The organism is Bacillus sp. RB3 (genome assembly GCF_030164735.1).
In the GTDB taxonomy this organism is placed as follows: domain Bacteria; phylum Bacillota; class Bacilli; order Bacillales; family Bacillaceae_G; genus Bacillus_A; species Bacillus_A cereus.
Genome location: NZ_JASNGE010000017.1, coordinates 55531 through 70882 on the forward strand (window position 1 = coordinate 55531; position 15352 = coordinate 70882).

A 15352-nucleotide genomic window follows, 5' to 3' on the forward strand; every position below is an offset into this window, starting at 1 on the left:
TTCATACGCCAAGTTTTCTTAGTCAACAACCCATTGCCACTCTTGTTCTTTCTTATCAAAAATGAGCCAACCTGTTTCTGTTGCTTCCTCTTTCAATTCATCGATATTATCTAACACCTCATCCGTACTTTCATACGAACCAACTACATATACCGGAATTTCAAGACCTCTTCTTGACTCAATCTTCCCTGCTAGATCTATGTAAAGACCATCTTCCATTAGTGGAATCAGTCCCATGATCAATTCTTTTGAAATTGCTGGGAAAATTTTTGATTTTTGGAAGAAAGAAAAACGTTTCTTACCGAAAGCACCGAGTTTATACGGAATGACTTTACTTAACATTCCTACAAAATCAGCAATTCTACGATAATACACTTTGTTGTACCATCCGTCATCATGTGAAAAATAAACAAATCGATTTTTCAACAGCGGAAAGAATGTTCTTGCAAGTGGTTCTTTTTTGTGAGCCAAATATAATAATTCTGCAATTTCTTTCGGCTCTAATTCATCTAAATCGCTTGCATCATCAAAATCTACCCAACAAAATTCATCAAATTCATCAATCTCTGCTTGAATTAACTTATGTATATTTTCTTCCTCAACATATTCAAATAAAGTATGATAATGAAAATCCGTCCATTCAAAGTTGTGCTTCAAAAGCAACACTTGATGAAGCGGTGAAGGGATGTTACTCGCAAACTCTTTAAACGTAATTCCTGATGTAATAAAACAATGACCTCGACGATTACCATTAATATATATCATATTCTTTACTTGGTCAGATCCTCCAGACAAAGCACCTAGCCACCTTCGTTTTATATGTTTCAATTCTATAGCATATTTTAACATGAAAAATTTTAGAAACATAGAAAAAACTTCAAAAACTATTTACAATTTCATGTGTTTTATTACATAGTGATTACAAGAAAAAACGCCTGCTCATAAGCAGGCGTTTTTAAAGGATTTCATCAGGGTTTTGAGGATGATGATTTCCCTCTTTCTTTTCTTCTTTTTGGAACATCGATTGAATTTTATCAATTGTTTGTGGAGCTAATTCAATCATTTTTTCTGCTAAATGTGTCGCATTTTGTAAATGAAGAATATTTACTCCATCTTTATTCACCACAAGAAATGCTACTGGTGTAATAGAAACACCACCCGCGCTACCGCCACCAAATGCAGCGTTACCGTTTGCTCTTTGTCCATCATTCGTTTGGAAATCAGAACCTCCTGCTCCAAAACCGAACGCTACTTTAGAAACCGTTAACACCACACCACCGTCAGCCGTTTGAACAGGCTCTCCAACAATCGTATTTACATCAACCATTTCTTTTAAATTTTCCATTGCTGCTTTCATTAACCCTTGAATTGGATGATCCACCGTTCATAACCTCCTTTGTCATATCTTTCCTAGTTTTTCCGAAAGTTTGTTAACTAAACATAAAATTTTATATTGATTTCAAAAAACTTAAGTTGTAATATTTAGAAAAATAAAAAAGAGGTCGATTCGTTATGATGCGAAAATTAACAAAGAAAGATCATGAACAAGTATTCGCTTATCTAAAAGAAGAAGCAGCCCTTAACTTGTTTATTATTGGAGATATTGAAGCTTTCGGTTATGACACAGATTTTCAAGAACTATGGGGAGTATTTAAAGAGAATGGAACATTAAAATCAATTTTACTCCGATTCCACGATTCATTTATACCATATAGTAAAGAAGACTTTGTTACCACTGATTATGAGGCACTTCTTTCCGCATATAAGCCACTTAAACTCTCTGGTAAGTCAACCATTGTAGAAAAGTTTGAAACTGCTCCAAGTCTACAATTAGGCGTCAAAAATGAAATGTATTTTTGTGAATGTCTAAATGACAACAACTTACCTGACACGCCTATTCATGAAACGATTAAACTTGCGTCACTCGATGATATAGAACGAATTATGAAATTACGAAGTGACATTGCTGAATTTCCGACTACCAATGAATCAGAGAAAATATTAAGGCAGGCTATCGAAACGAATACAGGACGCACATACTATATTGAAAAAGACGGCGTGATCATCGCATCCACCTCTACTTCCGCTGAAAATTCATTATCCGCTATGGTAGTTGGTGTATGTACACACCCGAATTATCGTGGAAATGGATTTGCTTCACTCATATTACAAAAAATGATTCAAGACTTTACGAAAGAAAGCCGAACACTTTGTTTATTTTATAACAATCCAGTTGCTGGACGAATTTATAAACGACTAGGATTTAAAGACATTGGAATGTGGACGATGTATCGATAATAAGAAGTAACTCTATAAGAGGAAATAGTCGTAACTTAGTAATACAAGCAAATTACAAAATAACTCACACCGTTATTATGAAGATGGAGAAACTACTTGTAAAGCCGTGCCCCTAACTAAAACATGTCATGTATTCAAGCTAAATTTAGACAGATAAACGCCCCAGTTGTTGCATCTACTCCAGCAATTGGGGCGTTTATCCTCAAATTCTTTCCACTATATTTATGAAACATTTATCACACTTATGTCGCTATTATCTTTACGTACAAATGCTCTTCTAAATATTACTGCGTCTTATTATACTTTGCTTTAAAATCAATATATTCCTGTTTCGCATCTTTGTTATTACCTTGGTGACTATCAAAAGATGTATGTATTTGTGATATGTATTTTACTAACTTGCCTTCATCATTTCTTTTCTTATAATTTATTACAATACTTACTTCCAATATCTGCTTTGAACCATTTTTAGAATCAATATGCAATGCGATTGATCCACCATCATATTCATCATATTGTATTTTCAACTTATCATTAATGATACTCTGAAACTCTAATTCAGTTAGTTTGTATCCAACAGTACTAGGCTGATCAAACTTTTTTATATCATCCCCGGGCTTCATCTTTAGTTTCCCTATCCCTTTTAAACGATCTACAATTAAGTTCACATATGAAACATCCAGATTCGATTCCGGACTTTGTACCTGTCCATTTTTATACATAATATTGGTACGATAAACAACTTCTTCTTTATTATCTTTGCTGTCTACTGCTGAAGTAACCTCTTGTGTTGTATTTCCATATAAACTTTTATCTTTCGTATTATATATCCCTTCCGAAGTTTGATAGATTGTTTTTCTATGCTCTCCATCTTCCTTTTGCTCATATGTACTATATATACCTCTTTGTTCCACATACGCATATCCATCATCACTCGCAGACATAACCTTTTTCATGTCACCTTCATCCAATGCCTTTACTAATCTCTCATACTCTATCTTCGTCTCCCCAAAACCACATCCACTTAATAAACTTGATACTATTGACAGAACTATCATCATCTTAGATTTCTTCTTTAACTTCATACTGACACCCCGTTGATTTCCCTAGGCATTTTTAAGTTCATTATGTTCCTTTTTGGAAATTAATACATTTCACCTTTACTTACTGCTATTTATTTACTCATACAGATTATATTGAAGATGCTTTAATTTTTAATAGCATTAATTTATATACAATCCTTAATTGTTTATATATTCTATTCGAATTTTCAGAAACCAAAACTTATTTTATTTCTTTAGTTTTCTTTTTTCCTTCTCTTCATAAAGCTTTAGTCTTTTCTGACGTTCCCTTTCATGTTCCTCCCACGAAATATAAAATGATGGAAATTTAAATCTACAATAGGCTAATAATTGGAACTCTGCTGCACCTATGGCTACCGCGTACATGATGAACGTAAATATAAAGTAACCAAACATTATGCTCAATGAGTAATTATTTTGTATATAAATTAAAACAAGAAGAATTAGTACATAAATTACCACACCAAACATTATATTTTTCTTTGCCTTATTAAAAAATGAAGTAGATCTTTCTCCCATACTAAATGCACCTTTACTTGCTTGTTTAAGAGTATCAACTGTTGTTACACCATGAACAAGTATTGCTCCTAATACTAGTAAACCTACATAAATAAGCGTAATAAAATTAATAGAATAATTACTCATCCCTGGAAGAACAAATGCCGTAAGACCTATAGTACCTAACTGAAACGCATATAATAATATCACCAATGTCTGGAGTTTTTGAAATTTAAAACGTACCTTAGGGATCAGATATATAATAAAAAAGATTACTTGTAGGCTATATAACAACAATTCCATTCTGACTATTACTGTGTCAAAAAGAGTCGGATAGTAATCCCAGCCAAATCTAATTAATGCTCCAAAAATAAAAAGCATCAATAACGAACTATAAAGCATTCCACCAAACATAAACAACATAGCTCCTTCAGGGCTTAAACGATGTCTACATGTAATTCTAAATTCATCTAAATCTTCTTCTTTTATGTTCCACATTTGTTAACTCCACCTTTCCCCGAACTATAGTATATTACCAAAATAAAGATGCAATTTTCTTAGTCACTGATTTTATACCTTTTTATTTTCATCGCAACTCTTAACAATCTCTTTTGTTGTACTGCGCCTTGTATTTTAAATATTCCTGTCTCGCATCTTGGTTATTATCCTGTTTTCTATTAAAATACGTTATTATTTGGAACATATTTTCTATTAATTTTCCATCCTCATTCTTTTCTTTAAAATCTATATCTATCCTCATTTGCAAAATTTGTTTTGGATTATTTGGGGCATCCAGGTACAATACGATTGTTGCTCCATCAAATTCATCGTATTGTATCTTTAATTTATTATTAATAATATTTTTAAATTCAGATTCAGTTAGTCGATATCCCACTGAATTAGGCTGATCAAACTTTTTCATATCATCTTCAGGCTTCATTTTTAGTTTCCCTATCCCATTTAAACGATCTACAATTAAGTTTACGTATGAAACATCTAGATTTGAATCCGAACTTTTCACCTGTCCATTTTCATACTTAACATGAGTACTATAAATAGTTTCTTTTTTATAATTCTCATTTGTCCTTTTTCCCTTGTCTTTTTCTATATCAGTCGTAACTGTTTGTATCGCCTCTCCATATAAACTTTTATCTTTTGTATTATATACACCTTCCGTAGTTTGACGAATTGTCTTACTATGCTCTCCATCTTCTTTTTGCTCAAACGTACTATAAATACCTCTTTGTTCCACAAAAGCATACCCATCATCACTTGCAGACATAACCTTTTTCATGTCACCTTCATCCAATGCCTTAATAAATGGCTCATACTCTACCTTTTCTTCAAAAAAACTGCATGCTTGTAGTAGGCTGATTGTTATTATGATAGTAATCATTTTAGAAACCTTTTTTATGTTCATTTCATCATCACACTACCCACTCTACATTTTCGATCAGATAACCTTCTAATCACTTTAATCACCTTACATAATTAAATTTTCTTTTAGAAGTTAAAATACTCTCTTGTAAATAATTACTTTTCTATCATCAAAACGTACAATACGCACTTTCTTTATGCCTTACGTTTCGTTTTACCTTTTTTATTTTTCTTTCGATATCTTGGAGTCTCTCTTTTATGTTGCTCCCACGTTTTATTAAATGATGGAAATTTAAATCTGCAATATGCTAATAGCTGAAATTCAGCTGCTCCTATGGCTATCGTATACATTAAAACAGTTCCTATTACATATCCAATAAAAGTATCAAACGCATAATCATTATGAAAATAAATCAAAATAAGAATGATTAATGCGTATATTGAAGCAACTTTCATCATAGTTCCTTTTGTTTTACTAAAAAAGGATACGGATCTTTCATCCATACTAAACGCACCTTCACTTGCCAATTTAAATGTATCTATTGTTGTTACAATATGAAAAATTACTGCTCCTAAATATAGCAAACATACATAATTCAACGTAATACGATCCATTGAATTATTAGCTATTTCAGAAACAACTAAAACTGTAAGTAATATAGTAGCCATTTGAAGTGCGTATAATAATACGACAAGTGTTTGTAGCTTTTGGAAATAAATATAAAATGAAAAAAATTACTTGCAGAGCATATAACAACACTTCCAGCTTAACAATTCCTATATTAAGGAGAACCATACAGTAATCCCAATCACCTGATACAATAATAGAAAAGACGGCTATTGAACTATAAAGTATTCCTCCAAACATAAATCCTGTAGCACCCTCAGGACTTAAACGATCATTACATGTCATCCTAAACTTATCTAAATCTTCTTCTTTTATATTCCACATCCTGACGTTTCACCTCTATACAGCTTAAATAATTTTCATTCAATAACATCCCATTACATTCCTAACTTTTTAAATACATTCATCTTTGCGTAACTATATTCAGATAATATTATCTCTACATTAATTACCGTACATAATCAGAATGCTTTTGATAGTTCAAATAGCCTTCTTTCTCCTCAAAAGCTCTAAATATTCTTCTCTCTTTCACTTAAGCATATCCCTCATACTCCCTGAAACTCCACTCACTTAGTAAAAACGTTACTGTCATCACAATTGTATCGAGATAATATAGCTCTTTAATTTTATCTTCAGAAAGGTGATAACCTCCCATCGACAATATGCTAGGAGGTTATTACAGTTATTTAAAATTTGTTTTTTATTTTAATGGATTCGATTTTTGCAAATAATAATGTTGTTTAATTTGAGGAGCAAACATTAAAAACCTACTGCTTAATAACTCGTAATTAAGTCTTCACCCTCATATCTAGGGTCTTTCTCAACTTTACCATCTTTTGTTTTGATGACTTTTAGTCTACCTAACCACTCTGCTCCGTTATATGTCTCTTCACTTACCCATACATTATGCTTTTTACCATCTACCTCAACTACTAATGTGGGGTGTGTAAACATGAATTCCTTCTCTACATGCCTACCTACAATTTCTGCATGTAATGATGTACCTTCTTCAACTAGTTTACTATTTTGATACCCTTCGATAATAGGTAATCCAATAAATACAAAGAATATCAGTCCAAATACGATTACTTTCTTCTTTGTACTCCATTTATTCTTTTCTTTCAATTCCTTCTGTCTCGCTTCTCTTTCTTCGCGTTCATCCAAACTCTCATTTAAAGCATCTTCCCATGCCTTAACTTCCGCTTCGATTTCTGCTTCAGCTCTTGCTAGTTTTTCTAGTTGTTCATCGGTTGCTACCATCTCATATGAGTTATCTCCAACCAAACGAATTTCAGTACCATTTTCTTTTACTTTTCGCAAGTCTTTTTCTGTACAATTAAACTCTCGAATGATTTCCCCTTGTGTGTTTACCAATCTAACGTAAATGTTTTTTTTCTCCTTCTTCTTAAACATCTGAACTCCCCCTTATTTGTTTCCTATCATAGATAACCCTATTGCAATTAAGAGAAAGAAAACGATAATAAGGAAAGTCTTCCCTTTGCTTACTTGTGTTGTACAACCTTCCAAGACAGCCCATATAAGAATTGGAAAAAGAAGAATACCTAGGAGAATATCGACCAACTTGTTGCTACTCTTCTTTAGCGGTTTTTCTTCTACTATCGATTTTATCTGAACAGATTCTTTTCTTATTTGTTTCGGTTTCTTTTTCTTGCGTCTATGATTCACCCAACATACTCCTTTTAGAATAACTTTTTCCTAACTATAAAAATACCGAAATATCCCCATTTTCATCGTACAGTATAAAATGATTTATTTCTTCACAGATAGATTTTCACCATAAAAAACAGTCTATGACTATTATTTACAAATATTATTTCAGCTTTTGCTCTTTTTCTCTTATTCTTTTTCTATTCGCTATAGATTCTTGGCGCTCTTTTTCATATTGTTCCCACGTAATATTAGATATTTAGATTCTTATTCAATCAAAAATAGACTTTCCTCTTTCCATTTTGGAAGAGGAAAGTCTATTTATTTCCAAATATATTATAGCCTTTGTTTTATTAATAATTGTTACTTATTATTTTCAGCCTTGTTCTTTATCGTTTTTACAAATTCATTTCGCCATATTTTAAAATTATGAGCAAAATTTCCTTCAATAGAATTTTTATACCCTTCAAATTTCACTTCTGATATATCAAAGTCATTGAATAATTTATATGTCTCTCCCGTCAAACCTACTGGGTGTAATACCCCACCATAGTCATAGAAAGTGTCTTCATCGAGAAGTATTCCTCTTGTAGTAATTACATACTCTACATCTTTTTCTTCCTCAGTACTCAACCTCACTACACTTCCTAAAGGCAAAACTTTCTCCATATAATCTTTCATATTAATTCACCGATCCTTTTAACACGATAATTTTCTCTTCTATTTTTTGTCGCCTTTTTTCTAATTGGCGGATACGATCAATAAAAGCATCACGTGTTTTACCTTGCAAACTATTATCAATACTATTTTCTAATCTTCTAATATCTCCGGTCAAAGATACAGCTGCTTTTTCAAGTTGCATAACAACATTAATAATTTGATCTCGCCCACCACTGTCCGGAAATGTACTATGAACCCTCGACATTATCATATGTAAATCCATCCTCATACCCCCTTCCTTAACATTTATCAATAATAAGAAACTGAAGCTAACTCTTCATCTTTTGCTATCATAGAAATTACCGCATCTGTTACATCTTGACTTAACTCTTTTAAATCATTTGAAAGTTCGTTCACATCTCTAGAAATCTCTACTAATAATGAACGATTTAACCCTCTACTACCATCATTCATAAAATAGTTTAATAATGATTGGCGATGGCTTCTTACATAATCTCCAGCAATTGAAGCAATATTTGTATCAATTTCAAAGTCACCTTTAAATACATCTAAAATATCTTGAACAAGAGAAGATGCTACTTCTTTTGCAATTGCTATAATTTCATCACGGGATAAATAAAGAATGATGCATCCTACTAAAAAATCTACAGCTGCGTTAAATACTGATTCTAACACTTCAAGTACCTTTTCCTTACATTTTGCTAATTTATTCTCTATCCAATCCACAGCCGCATTCACCTGATTTCTAACTTCTTGTATAACTTCCTTACTAAATTTCAAAGCTTTTTTTCCTGTTTCTACACCTATACTTGCTATTTTTGTTGCTAGAGCACTAGTATCTCCCACTACTGTTATTGCAACTAGAATTGCACTGACTGGGGTTCCATTTACCACTAAATCCACTACAACTTCTTCTGTTGTACTTAATGTTTTTTTTCCAGTGATTCCTTTATATAGGTCCCCAGCAGATTCTGATATTTCTAAAAAACCAAATTTCCAATCAAATCCTGTTTCGCTAACCTTTTTCAATTTATCTATTGCTACATTCCCATTCCTAGAATAAAATTTTGGATCATATAAAAAAGAATGCCCTTCCCCATTTTCCATTTTATAAACCTGTCCAGGTATTACAAAATCTGCGGCCTTAATGGCGCCATACAAAGGATCATATTCATTTATAAGACTGCGGCAATTTTTCATATTGGTCCCGTATCCGTACTTAACCACATCTTTATTTAAAACAGGCGCAGGATTTAAAGCTAATACGTTTATATTATCTTCTTGATGTCTTAATGCAACTGTATTCGCTGCTCCGCCACCTAAGGAGTGCCCTAGTAAAGTTATCTTCTTTCCTTTATTCTTCGCCTTGACTTTTTCATAAAATTTTTCTGCTTGACTATACTGAAATTCCGCTAATGACCCCAATATAGGTGAATTAGTTAAATTATGTAGCCCAATTGCTCCATCGGTTGCTAAATCGCCTACCTGATTCGGTTGAGTTCCAACGTATACTATGAAAATCTCATCCGTATCTTTACTTCGTAAGGCATATGCTCCAAACCCTGATGTTGGATGGTTATCATCATCAGCTATAAGCTCAGCATTAAAATTTTTCTCTAATTCCCTCTGATTTGTCTTTTCATTTGAATTACTATATATTTTCTCTTTCCCATTATATTGATAAATATCTCTACCAGCTAACCTCAGCTTACCTACATCGCTATCTATTTTAAAGTCCTCTTCATTTTTCATTTCTCTCCCCACATTAAACTCCTCCTAATATAAATTATTGCTGATTTATATACTCCTTTTCATAATCTATATATTCTTTTTTGGAATTTTGATTATTTTCTTCCCTAGCATGATAATATGTCGAAATTTCTTGATTTCGCTTTATAATTTTATTCTCTTGTTTTTCTTCATAATTTACCGAAATAGTAATTTCCATTATTCTCATATTATTTTCTTTTGCATCATTAGGTGTATTAAATTCAATCATTAATACTGCAGAATCAAATTTATCATATTTTAAATTTAACTTATCATTAATTATGCTTTTAAACTGTAATTCCGTTAAATTATAGCTTATTATGCTCGGTTCACTAAATCTTTTTTTATCCTCACTTGGCTTCAATTTACTCAGTCCGTTTAACCCTCCAAATATTAATTTTACATATGAAATATCTATGCCTTGATTCTGGGGTATTAAACGGGATTTTTCATTTTTTAAAATTGTACTATAAACAGTTTCTTTTTTGTAATTTTGATTGTCACCAACGTTTTTGTCATTTTTTATATCAGTAGCAACCTTTTGAGTTGTTTCCCCATATAAATCTTTATCTTTCACATTATATACTCCATGAGTTGTTTGATATATTATCCTACTATGTTCACCGTCTTCTTTTTCTTCATAAGTACTATCGCTAACCTCTTCTTTCACATACGCATACCCATCATCACTAGCAGACATAACAGTCTTCATATCCCCTTCATCCAACGCCTTTACTAATCTCTCATACTCTATCTTTGTCTCTCCAAAACCACACCCACTTAATAAACTTGCCACTATTGACACGACTATCATCACCTTAGCTTTCTTCTTTAATTTCATACTGTCACCTCGTTAGTTACTCTAGGCATTTTTAGTTTCATTATGTTCCCTTTTTGATAGTAATACACTTCATCTTTACCTAATGGTGCTTCGTTGCTTATATATTTTATGTTGAAGATACTTTGATCATTTAATGGCATTGCGATAATTGCTGCTGTTAGCTTACTTCTCATTTTCATAGGTAGAGCTTCACGATTTCGGTCCATGTAGTCGTGGTGACCTGCTAATACAAAGTAAATGCCCACTGTACGAGATAGATCAATTAAAGTTGCTGCATCTTCCATTTCTAAATAAACAAATTTACTAAACTCTTCAACATTTGTCATGATAATGAGTTGTTTTGTGAATGCAGGAATTTCTCTACCTTCTTGTCTTGCTTGTGCTAATTCAAGAGCTCGTTCACGAATTACTTCCATCCAATACTTCGCATGCATATTGATTTCATTTTCGTCTACAATGTAGTGCGTCACATTATCTTTATATTGAACGAAACTATACTCTGCTGTATCCACTAACGTCACACTTTCAAAATAATCTTTATTCAATTGAGATAGGATGCTAGATACAATTTGTTTTCTCATACTATCATCTACACTATAAATCATTAAATGATCATTCCCTGCAATATCATGAGCTACAACTTCTACGTTTGCAAAATCAAGCCCCATTGGAATTCTTGCTGCTTGTAGGGCTTTTGTAACGTCTTTATTTTTACGATAAGTAGCAATATCAATAATTTCTGGCATCATTGGAATTGCCTTCGGACGTTCTCCATCCCATTCTCGGTCCATATCATTTGCTTCTTGTTGTAATAATTGAATTTGCTGTAATTCATCTTCTGCTTTCGTAGGTAATGCAACCTGGAATAATGTAGGAGATTCTAGTTTTATTAACGCTCTTCCTGCTGTTTCTTCCACTTTTATATCAGATCTCCCTACAATACTAGCTACTTCACTTTGATCAATCATATATAGGCAAGTTTGAATTTTAATATTATTGTACAATTGAATTCTAAGTGCATTTTGTCGCCCTGCACTAATTAAGGTATGAATTCCTAAACTTGCACCATCTCGGACAATTTGCATAATTAGCATTTCAAAGCTTTCATAGAACTTCGCTTCTTTTACTGCATCATAATTGTCGATCGCAATAATAATATGTGGTATTTCTTTCCCACTTGCCTTTTCATACATTTCAATATTTGCAACGTCATATTCACTTAATAATCGTTTACGATTTTTCATTTCTTGAGTTAATCTTTCAACAAACTTTAAACATTTTTCAGATTCATCAATCGTAATCGTATCCGCTACATGAGGTAATCCTTTTAAAGGTAGAAGACCATTTGTTCCAAGGTCCACTAAATACACATGCAAATGCTCCGGACTATGCTGACGAGCTACATCCATAATGACTGATTGTAAGAATGTTGATTTTCCGTAGCCTGGACTTGAGAAGACCGCTACGTGTCCGTCTTTACTAATATCTAATGTTAATGGTGTTTGTGATTGTAATTCAGGCTGATCTAGTAGACCAATTGTTGCTTGTAATGGTTTCTTTTCTTTTGTCCATGCTTCTTTGAACTGAATAGCGTGTAAGTCTTGTAAATATACGCTTTCTGGAAGTGGTGGTAACCACGGTCTAGCTAACGCTTCAATTTCATTTATTTCTGCGTAATCGTGAATGTAGTCAATAACAGCATCCAGTTCAGATGGTACGCTTATTACTTCTTTACTGCTACCAAGTCCACTTAAGTCTTCACTTAATATTTCATATTGTCCTAGATCATTTATTGCATAGATTGTTGCGTCTAAATGTTCTTTATCCTCTTTGTTTTCTACATAGTCTGCTCCGCTCCAAGCTGATTGGAATAGTTCATAAATTTCATTATTCCCAACTTGTAAATAAGCACGTCCTGGTAATGTAATTTCAGCAGCATCCGGTGTTTTTAAAATTTCATTACTATCTGACGTATTTTGAACCTTTAATGCTAGTTTGAATTTCGAGTTACTCCAAATTTGATCATCTACAACACCACTCGGTTTTTGCGTAGCTAATATTAAATGGATCCCGAGTGAACGACCGATACGCGCTGTTGAAACTAACTCTTTCATAAATTCTGGTTGTTCTGACTTCAATTCCGCGAATTCATCACTAATTAAAAATAGATGCGGCATCGGCTCACTTACTAAGCCTTCTTTATACAGTTTTTGATACTGATTAATATGGTTTACATCATTTTCACCAAATAATCGTTGTCTTTTCTGTAATTCAGCTTTAATTGATGCGAGCGCTCTCATACTTTGTGCTCCATCTAAGTTCGTAATTGTTCCTAATAAATGCGGTAAGTTTTTGAATAAATTCGCCATTCCGCCACCTTTATAGTCAATTAGTAAAAAGGCTACTTCGTAAGGATGGAAATTGACTGCTAGAGATAAAATATACGATTGTATAATTTCCGATTTACCTGAACCTGTTGTACCTGCTATTAATCCGTGTGGTCCGTGTGCTTTTTCGTGTAAGTTTAAGTTTACGATATCTTCTTTACCACGTAATCCAAGTGGTACAGCTAAAGATTTATGCGCTGCATTTTTCTCCCAACGACTTGTGATATTCAGTTCTTTTACTTTTTCAACGCCGTACATTTCTAAAAATGTTACGCTTTCTGGAATACTATTTTTTAAGTTTTGCAAATGATTTAATGGTGCTAATGCCCGTGAAATATCTTCTAAATTGAACCCTTTCGGTACGTGATTTAGTTTAAATTGACGGTTAACAAGCTCTCCTTGCTCTAAGATGATGTTCCCTTGTTTTGCATCTCTTATATCTATTACCGTTTTCACATGCTCCGGTAAACTTTGCATAACATCTTGTACAAATACAAGTGATACACCTAATTGACTCGGATCATCATTAAAGAATTCCATAACAACATGGTCTAATATTAGTTTTTCATCTGTAATGAGAACGACATAGTGCGGTGCAAAGTACATTTTTTCATTAGTAGAACTTTTTTCATCTAGTTTTAATTTTCGTTCTTTCAATATTTGATACAAACTATTTAACACTTGATCACGGCTACGATCATGGTATACAAATCCACGTACATTTATATCGCGAACACTTCCATGAGGTAACCAGCGCATCCAATCCCATTTTTCTTTTTCTTCTTCCGGAAAAATAGTAATAAACTGCAAGTCATAATAACTATGGAATAAAGCCGTTTGTGCAACTAATAATTGTAATTGCTCTAACACTAAAGAGCGTTGGCCAATATAACCGACTGGTCCATTCATTAAATCTGTTACAACTGGTACATCTTCCAATGATAGATAACGCTGTCTTAGTTCACGTGCTATATCGATTAATTCATCTTTCGTTTGACTAAATTCTTCTTCATTAAATTGAATTTCAAAACTCGTATTAGCTTGTCCTGTTCCAACGCTAAATGTTAAGAAATCATGATGTAACATTGTTTTTTCATAAATTCTAGGATTTACTTGAACTGCCATATTACGTATTACTTCTACATTTGGATTGTGATAATGTAATGCGTGACGCTGTTTTTCACTTTCTGCATGTAAATCTTTCGTTTTTTGTTTTATATACTCTCTATAGCTTTTATCTCGTTCAACAATGTCGACTTTATATTGCTTCAAATTTTTAATATACGATGTGACAGAAACAATGATTGTTACTAATGTCATCGCAATCGATGCGATAATAAACATTCCATATTTCATGAAAATAGCAAGTAATACAGTTACGACAATCATGACAAGTGAAGGTGCAATGATTCTTGCTAAATGCTCCGTTGGTTTTGATGGCATACTTGAAGGCTTTGCAATTGTCATTTTCTCTTCTGGTTCACGGTAAATAATACGTGGTGAACGATGATAGTCTGGATAACCACTTTGATAATTCGTTTCTGATTCTACTAAAATAGGTAACGCAGATTTCACTTTATCTTCTGAAGAAAGTACTTGAATGTCTTCACTACCAATCTCCAATAAAATACCATCAAAATATAATACGTCTCCTGATTCCAACATAACGCTATCTTTTAACTTCGTATAATTATGAAATACATCCCCGCCATACACGTTCACTTTAAAAGAATCGTACAACGTTTCGCGAGATAGCATTAAATCTACACTAGTCCCGGTAATAGAAATATCATCGTAATCGTTTTGACTCACTGTAAGAGAATGTTTCGTTCCAATATCAAACACTTTAGTTGTGCCAACAATAGATATAAAGATTTTCAAGCTCACATCTCTTGTTTTCCCAATCTCAATTTCCTTATTGAATTCTATTAATTGATCCTGTACCATCCAAGCATTTACTTCATTATTCCACTTTAACTCTACTTCTTGTTCTAAACTTGGATTCGTAATATCATTTGTCCACTCTTTTCCAATCGACACTATTGATTGCTCATTTGGATGTAATGTGCACTTATATATTTTGTCTCCATAAGTCAATACTAATAGTTGCTCCATCCGCGTT

Annotated in this window: 12 protein-coding genes and 3 pseudogenes; 1 reads left to right on the forward strand and 14 read right to left on the reverse strand. The window is 32.8% G+C overall.

Features of this window, described 5'->3' with window-relative positions:
- Positions 1 to 18 precede the first annotated feature (18 nt).
- Together QO049_RS20430 and ytfJ are read right to left on the reverse strand one after the other, a co-directional pair.
- The gene (locus QO049_RS20430) at positions 19 to 795 is read right to left on the reverse strand and encodes an oxalate:formate antiporter (RefSeq protein WP_000014087.1); all 777 of its coding nucleotides are present in this window, start codon (positions 793 to 795) and stop codon (positions 19 to 21) included.
- 160 nt (positions 796 to 955) lie between these two features.
- Positions 956 to 1381 (reverse strand): GerW family sporulation protein, encoded by a 426-nt coding sequence (gene ytfJ, locus QO049_RS20435; protein ID WP_000349986.1) that lies wholly within the window; start codon positions 1379 to 1381, stop codon positions 956 to 958.
- Between the two features lie 131 nt (positions 1382 to 1512).
- On the opposite strand from ytfJ, the gene QO049_RS20440 reads away from it, so the two are divergent.
- Positions 1513 to 2298: a GNAT family N-acetyltransferase gene (locus QO049_RS20440; protein WP_016122380.1), complete on the forward strand. Its 786-nt coding sequence runs from the start codon at positions 1513 to 1515 to the stop codon at positions 2296 to 2298.
- Positions 2299 to 2582: 284 nt separating this feature from the next.
- Here the strand turns inward: QO049_RS20440 and QO049_RS20445 are convergent, their stop codons facing one another.
- From QO049_RS20445 to QO049_RS30980, 12 genes and pseudogenes are all read right to left on the reverse strand, one after another.
- Positions 2583 to 3383 carry a DUF3952 domain-containing protein gene (locus tag QO049_RS20445; RefSeq protein ID WP_063245853.1) on the reverse strand — a complete coding sequence of 267 codons (801 nt, stop codon included), beginning with the start codon at positions 3381 to 3383 and terminating at the stop codon, positions 2583 to 2585.
- Between the two features lie 204 nt (positions 3384 to 3587).
- Positions 3588 to 4376 carry a hypothetical protein gene (locus QO049_RS20450; protein WP_063245854.1) on the reverse strand — a complete coding sequence of 263 codons (789 nt, stop codon included), beginning with the start codon at positions 4374 to 4376 and terminating at the stop codon, positions 3588 to 3590.
- 100 nt (positions 4377 to 4476) lie between these two features.
- Positions 4477 to 5274, reverse strand: coding sequence for a DUF3952 domain-containing protein (locus tag QO049_RS20455; protein WP_415483719.1), 798 nt, complete (start codon positions 5272 to 5274; stop codon positions 4477 to 4479).
- 176 nt (positions 5275 to 5450) lie between these two features.
- Positions 5451 to 6207 (reverse strand): annotated as a pseudogene (locus QO049_RS20460) (hypothetical protein).
- A gap of 450 nt (positions 6208 to 6657) precedes the next feature.
- A complete protein-coding gene (locus QO049_RS20465) occupies positions 6658 to 7296 on the reverse strand; it encodes a hypothetical protein (protein WP_000473569.1) in 639 nt (212 codons plus the stop codon).
- Between the two features lie 12 nt (positions 7297 to 7308).
- Positions 7309 to 7569, reverse strand: coding sequence for a hypothetical protein (locus QO049_RS20470; protein ID WP_001016553.1), 261 nt, complete (start codon positions 7567 to 7569; stop codon positions 7309 to 7311).
- Between the two features lie 345 nt (positions 7570 to 7914).
- Complete coding sequence (locus QO049_RS20475; protein ID WP_000656388.1) at positions 7915 to 8232, reverse strand: DUF4176 domain-containing protein; 318 nt, start codon at positions 8230 to 8232, stop codon at positions 7915 to 7917.
- Position 8233: 1 nt separating this feature from the next.
- Positions 8234 to 8494 carry a hypothetical protein gene (locus tag QO049_RS20480; RefSeq protein ID WP_000363090.1) on the reverse strand — a complete coding sequence of 87 codons (261 nt, stop codon included), beginning with the start codon at positions 8492 to 8494 and terminating at the stop codon, positions 8234 to 8236.
- A 26-nt stretch (positions 8495 to 8520) separates the two neighbouring features.
- Positions 8521 to 9984, reverse strand: coding sequence for a lipase family protein (locus QO049_RS20485; RefSeq protein ID WP_033689279.1), 1464 nt, complete (start codon positions 9982 to 9984; stop codon positions 8521 to 8523).
- Positions 9985 to 10018: 34 nt separating this feature from the next.
- The gene (locus QO049_RS20490) at positions 10019 to 10843 is read right to left on the reverse strand and encodes a DUF3952 domain-containing protein (protein ID WP_000768475.1); all 825 of its coding nucleotides are present in this window, start codon (positions 10841 to 10843) and stop codon (positions 10019 to 10021) included.
- Positions 10840 to 15069: pseudogene (gene essC, locus QO049_RS20495) on the reverse strand (type VII secretion protein EssC); the annotation flags it as partial. The gene QO049_RS20490 and the pseudogene essC, both read right to left, overlap by 4 nt.
- A pseudogene (locus QO049_RS30980) lies at positions 15064 to 15345 on the reverse strand (FtsK/SpoIIIE N-terminal domain-containing protein); the annotation flags it as partial. The pseudogenes essC and QO049_RS30980, both read right to left, overlap by 6 nt.
- Positions 15346 to 15352 lie beyond the last annotated feature (7 nt).

Bases quoted from the DNA above. Each gene is read 5' to 3' on its own strand.
- QO049_RS20485 (WP_033689279.1), bottom strand. From the start codon at position 9,984: ATGAAAAATGAAGAGGACTTTAAAATAGATAGCGATGTAGGTAAGCTG.
- QO049_RS20455 (WP_415483719.1), bottom strand. From the start codon at position 5,274: ATGATTACTATCATAATAACAATCAGCCTACTACAAGCATGCAGTTTT.
- QO049_RS20440 (WP_016122380.1), top strand. From the start codon at position 1,513: ATGATGCGAAAATTAACAAAGAAAGATCATGAACAAGTATTCGCTTAT.
- QO049_RS20450 (WP_063245854.1), bottom strand. From the start codon at position 4,376: ATGTGGAACATAAAAGAAGAAGATTTAGATGAATTTAGAATTACATGT.
- QO049_RS20465 (WP_000473569.1), bottom strand. From the start codon at position 7,296: ATGTTTAAGAAGAAGGAGAAAAAAAACATTTACGTTAGATTGGTAAAC.
- QO049_RS20490 (WP_000768475.1), bottom strand. From the start codon at position 10,843: ATGAAATTAAAGAAGAAAGCTAAGGTGATGATAGTCGTGTCAATAGTG.
- QO049_RS20445 (WP_063245853.1), bottom strand. From the start codon at position 3,383: ATGAAGTTAAAGAAGAAATCTAAGATGATGATAGTTCTGTCAATAGTA.
- QO049_RS20480 (WP_000363090.1), bottom strand. From the start codon at position 8,494: ATGGATTTACATATGATAATGTCGAGGGTTCATAGTACATTTCCGGAC.
- QO049_RS20475 (WP_000656388.1), bottom strand. From the start codon at position 8,232: ATGAAAGATTATATGGAGAAAGTTTTGCCTTTAGGAAGTGTAGTGAGG.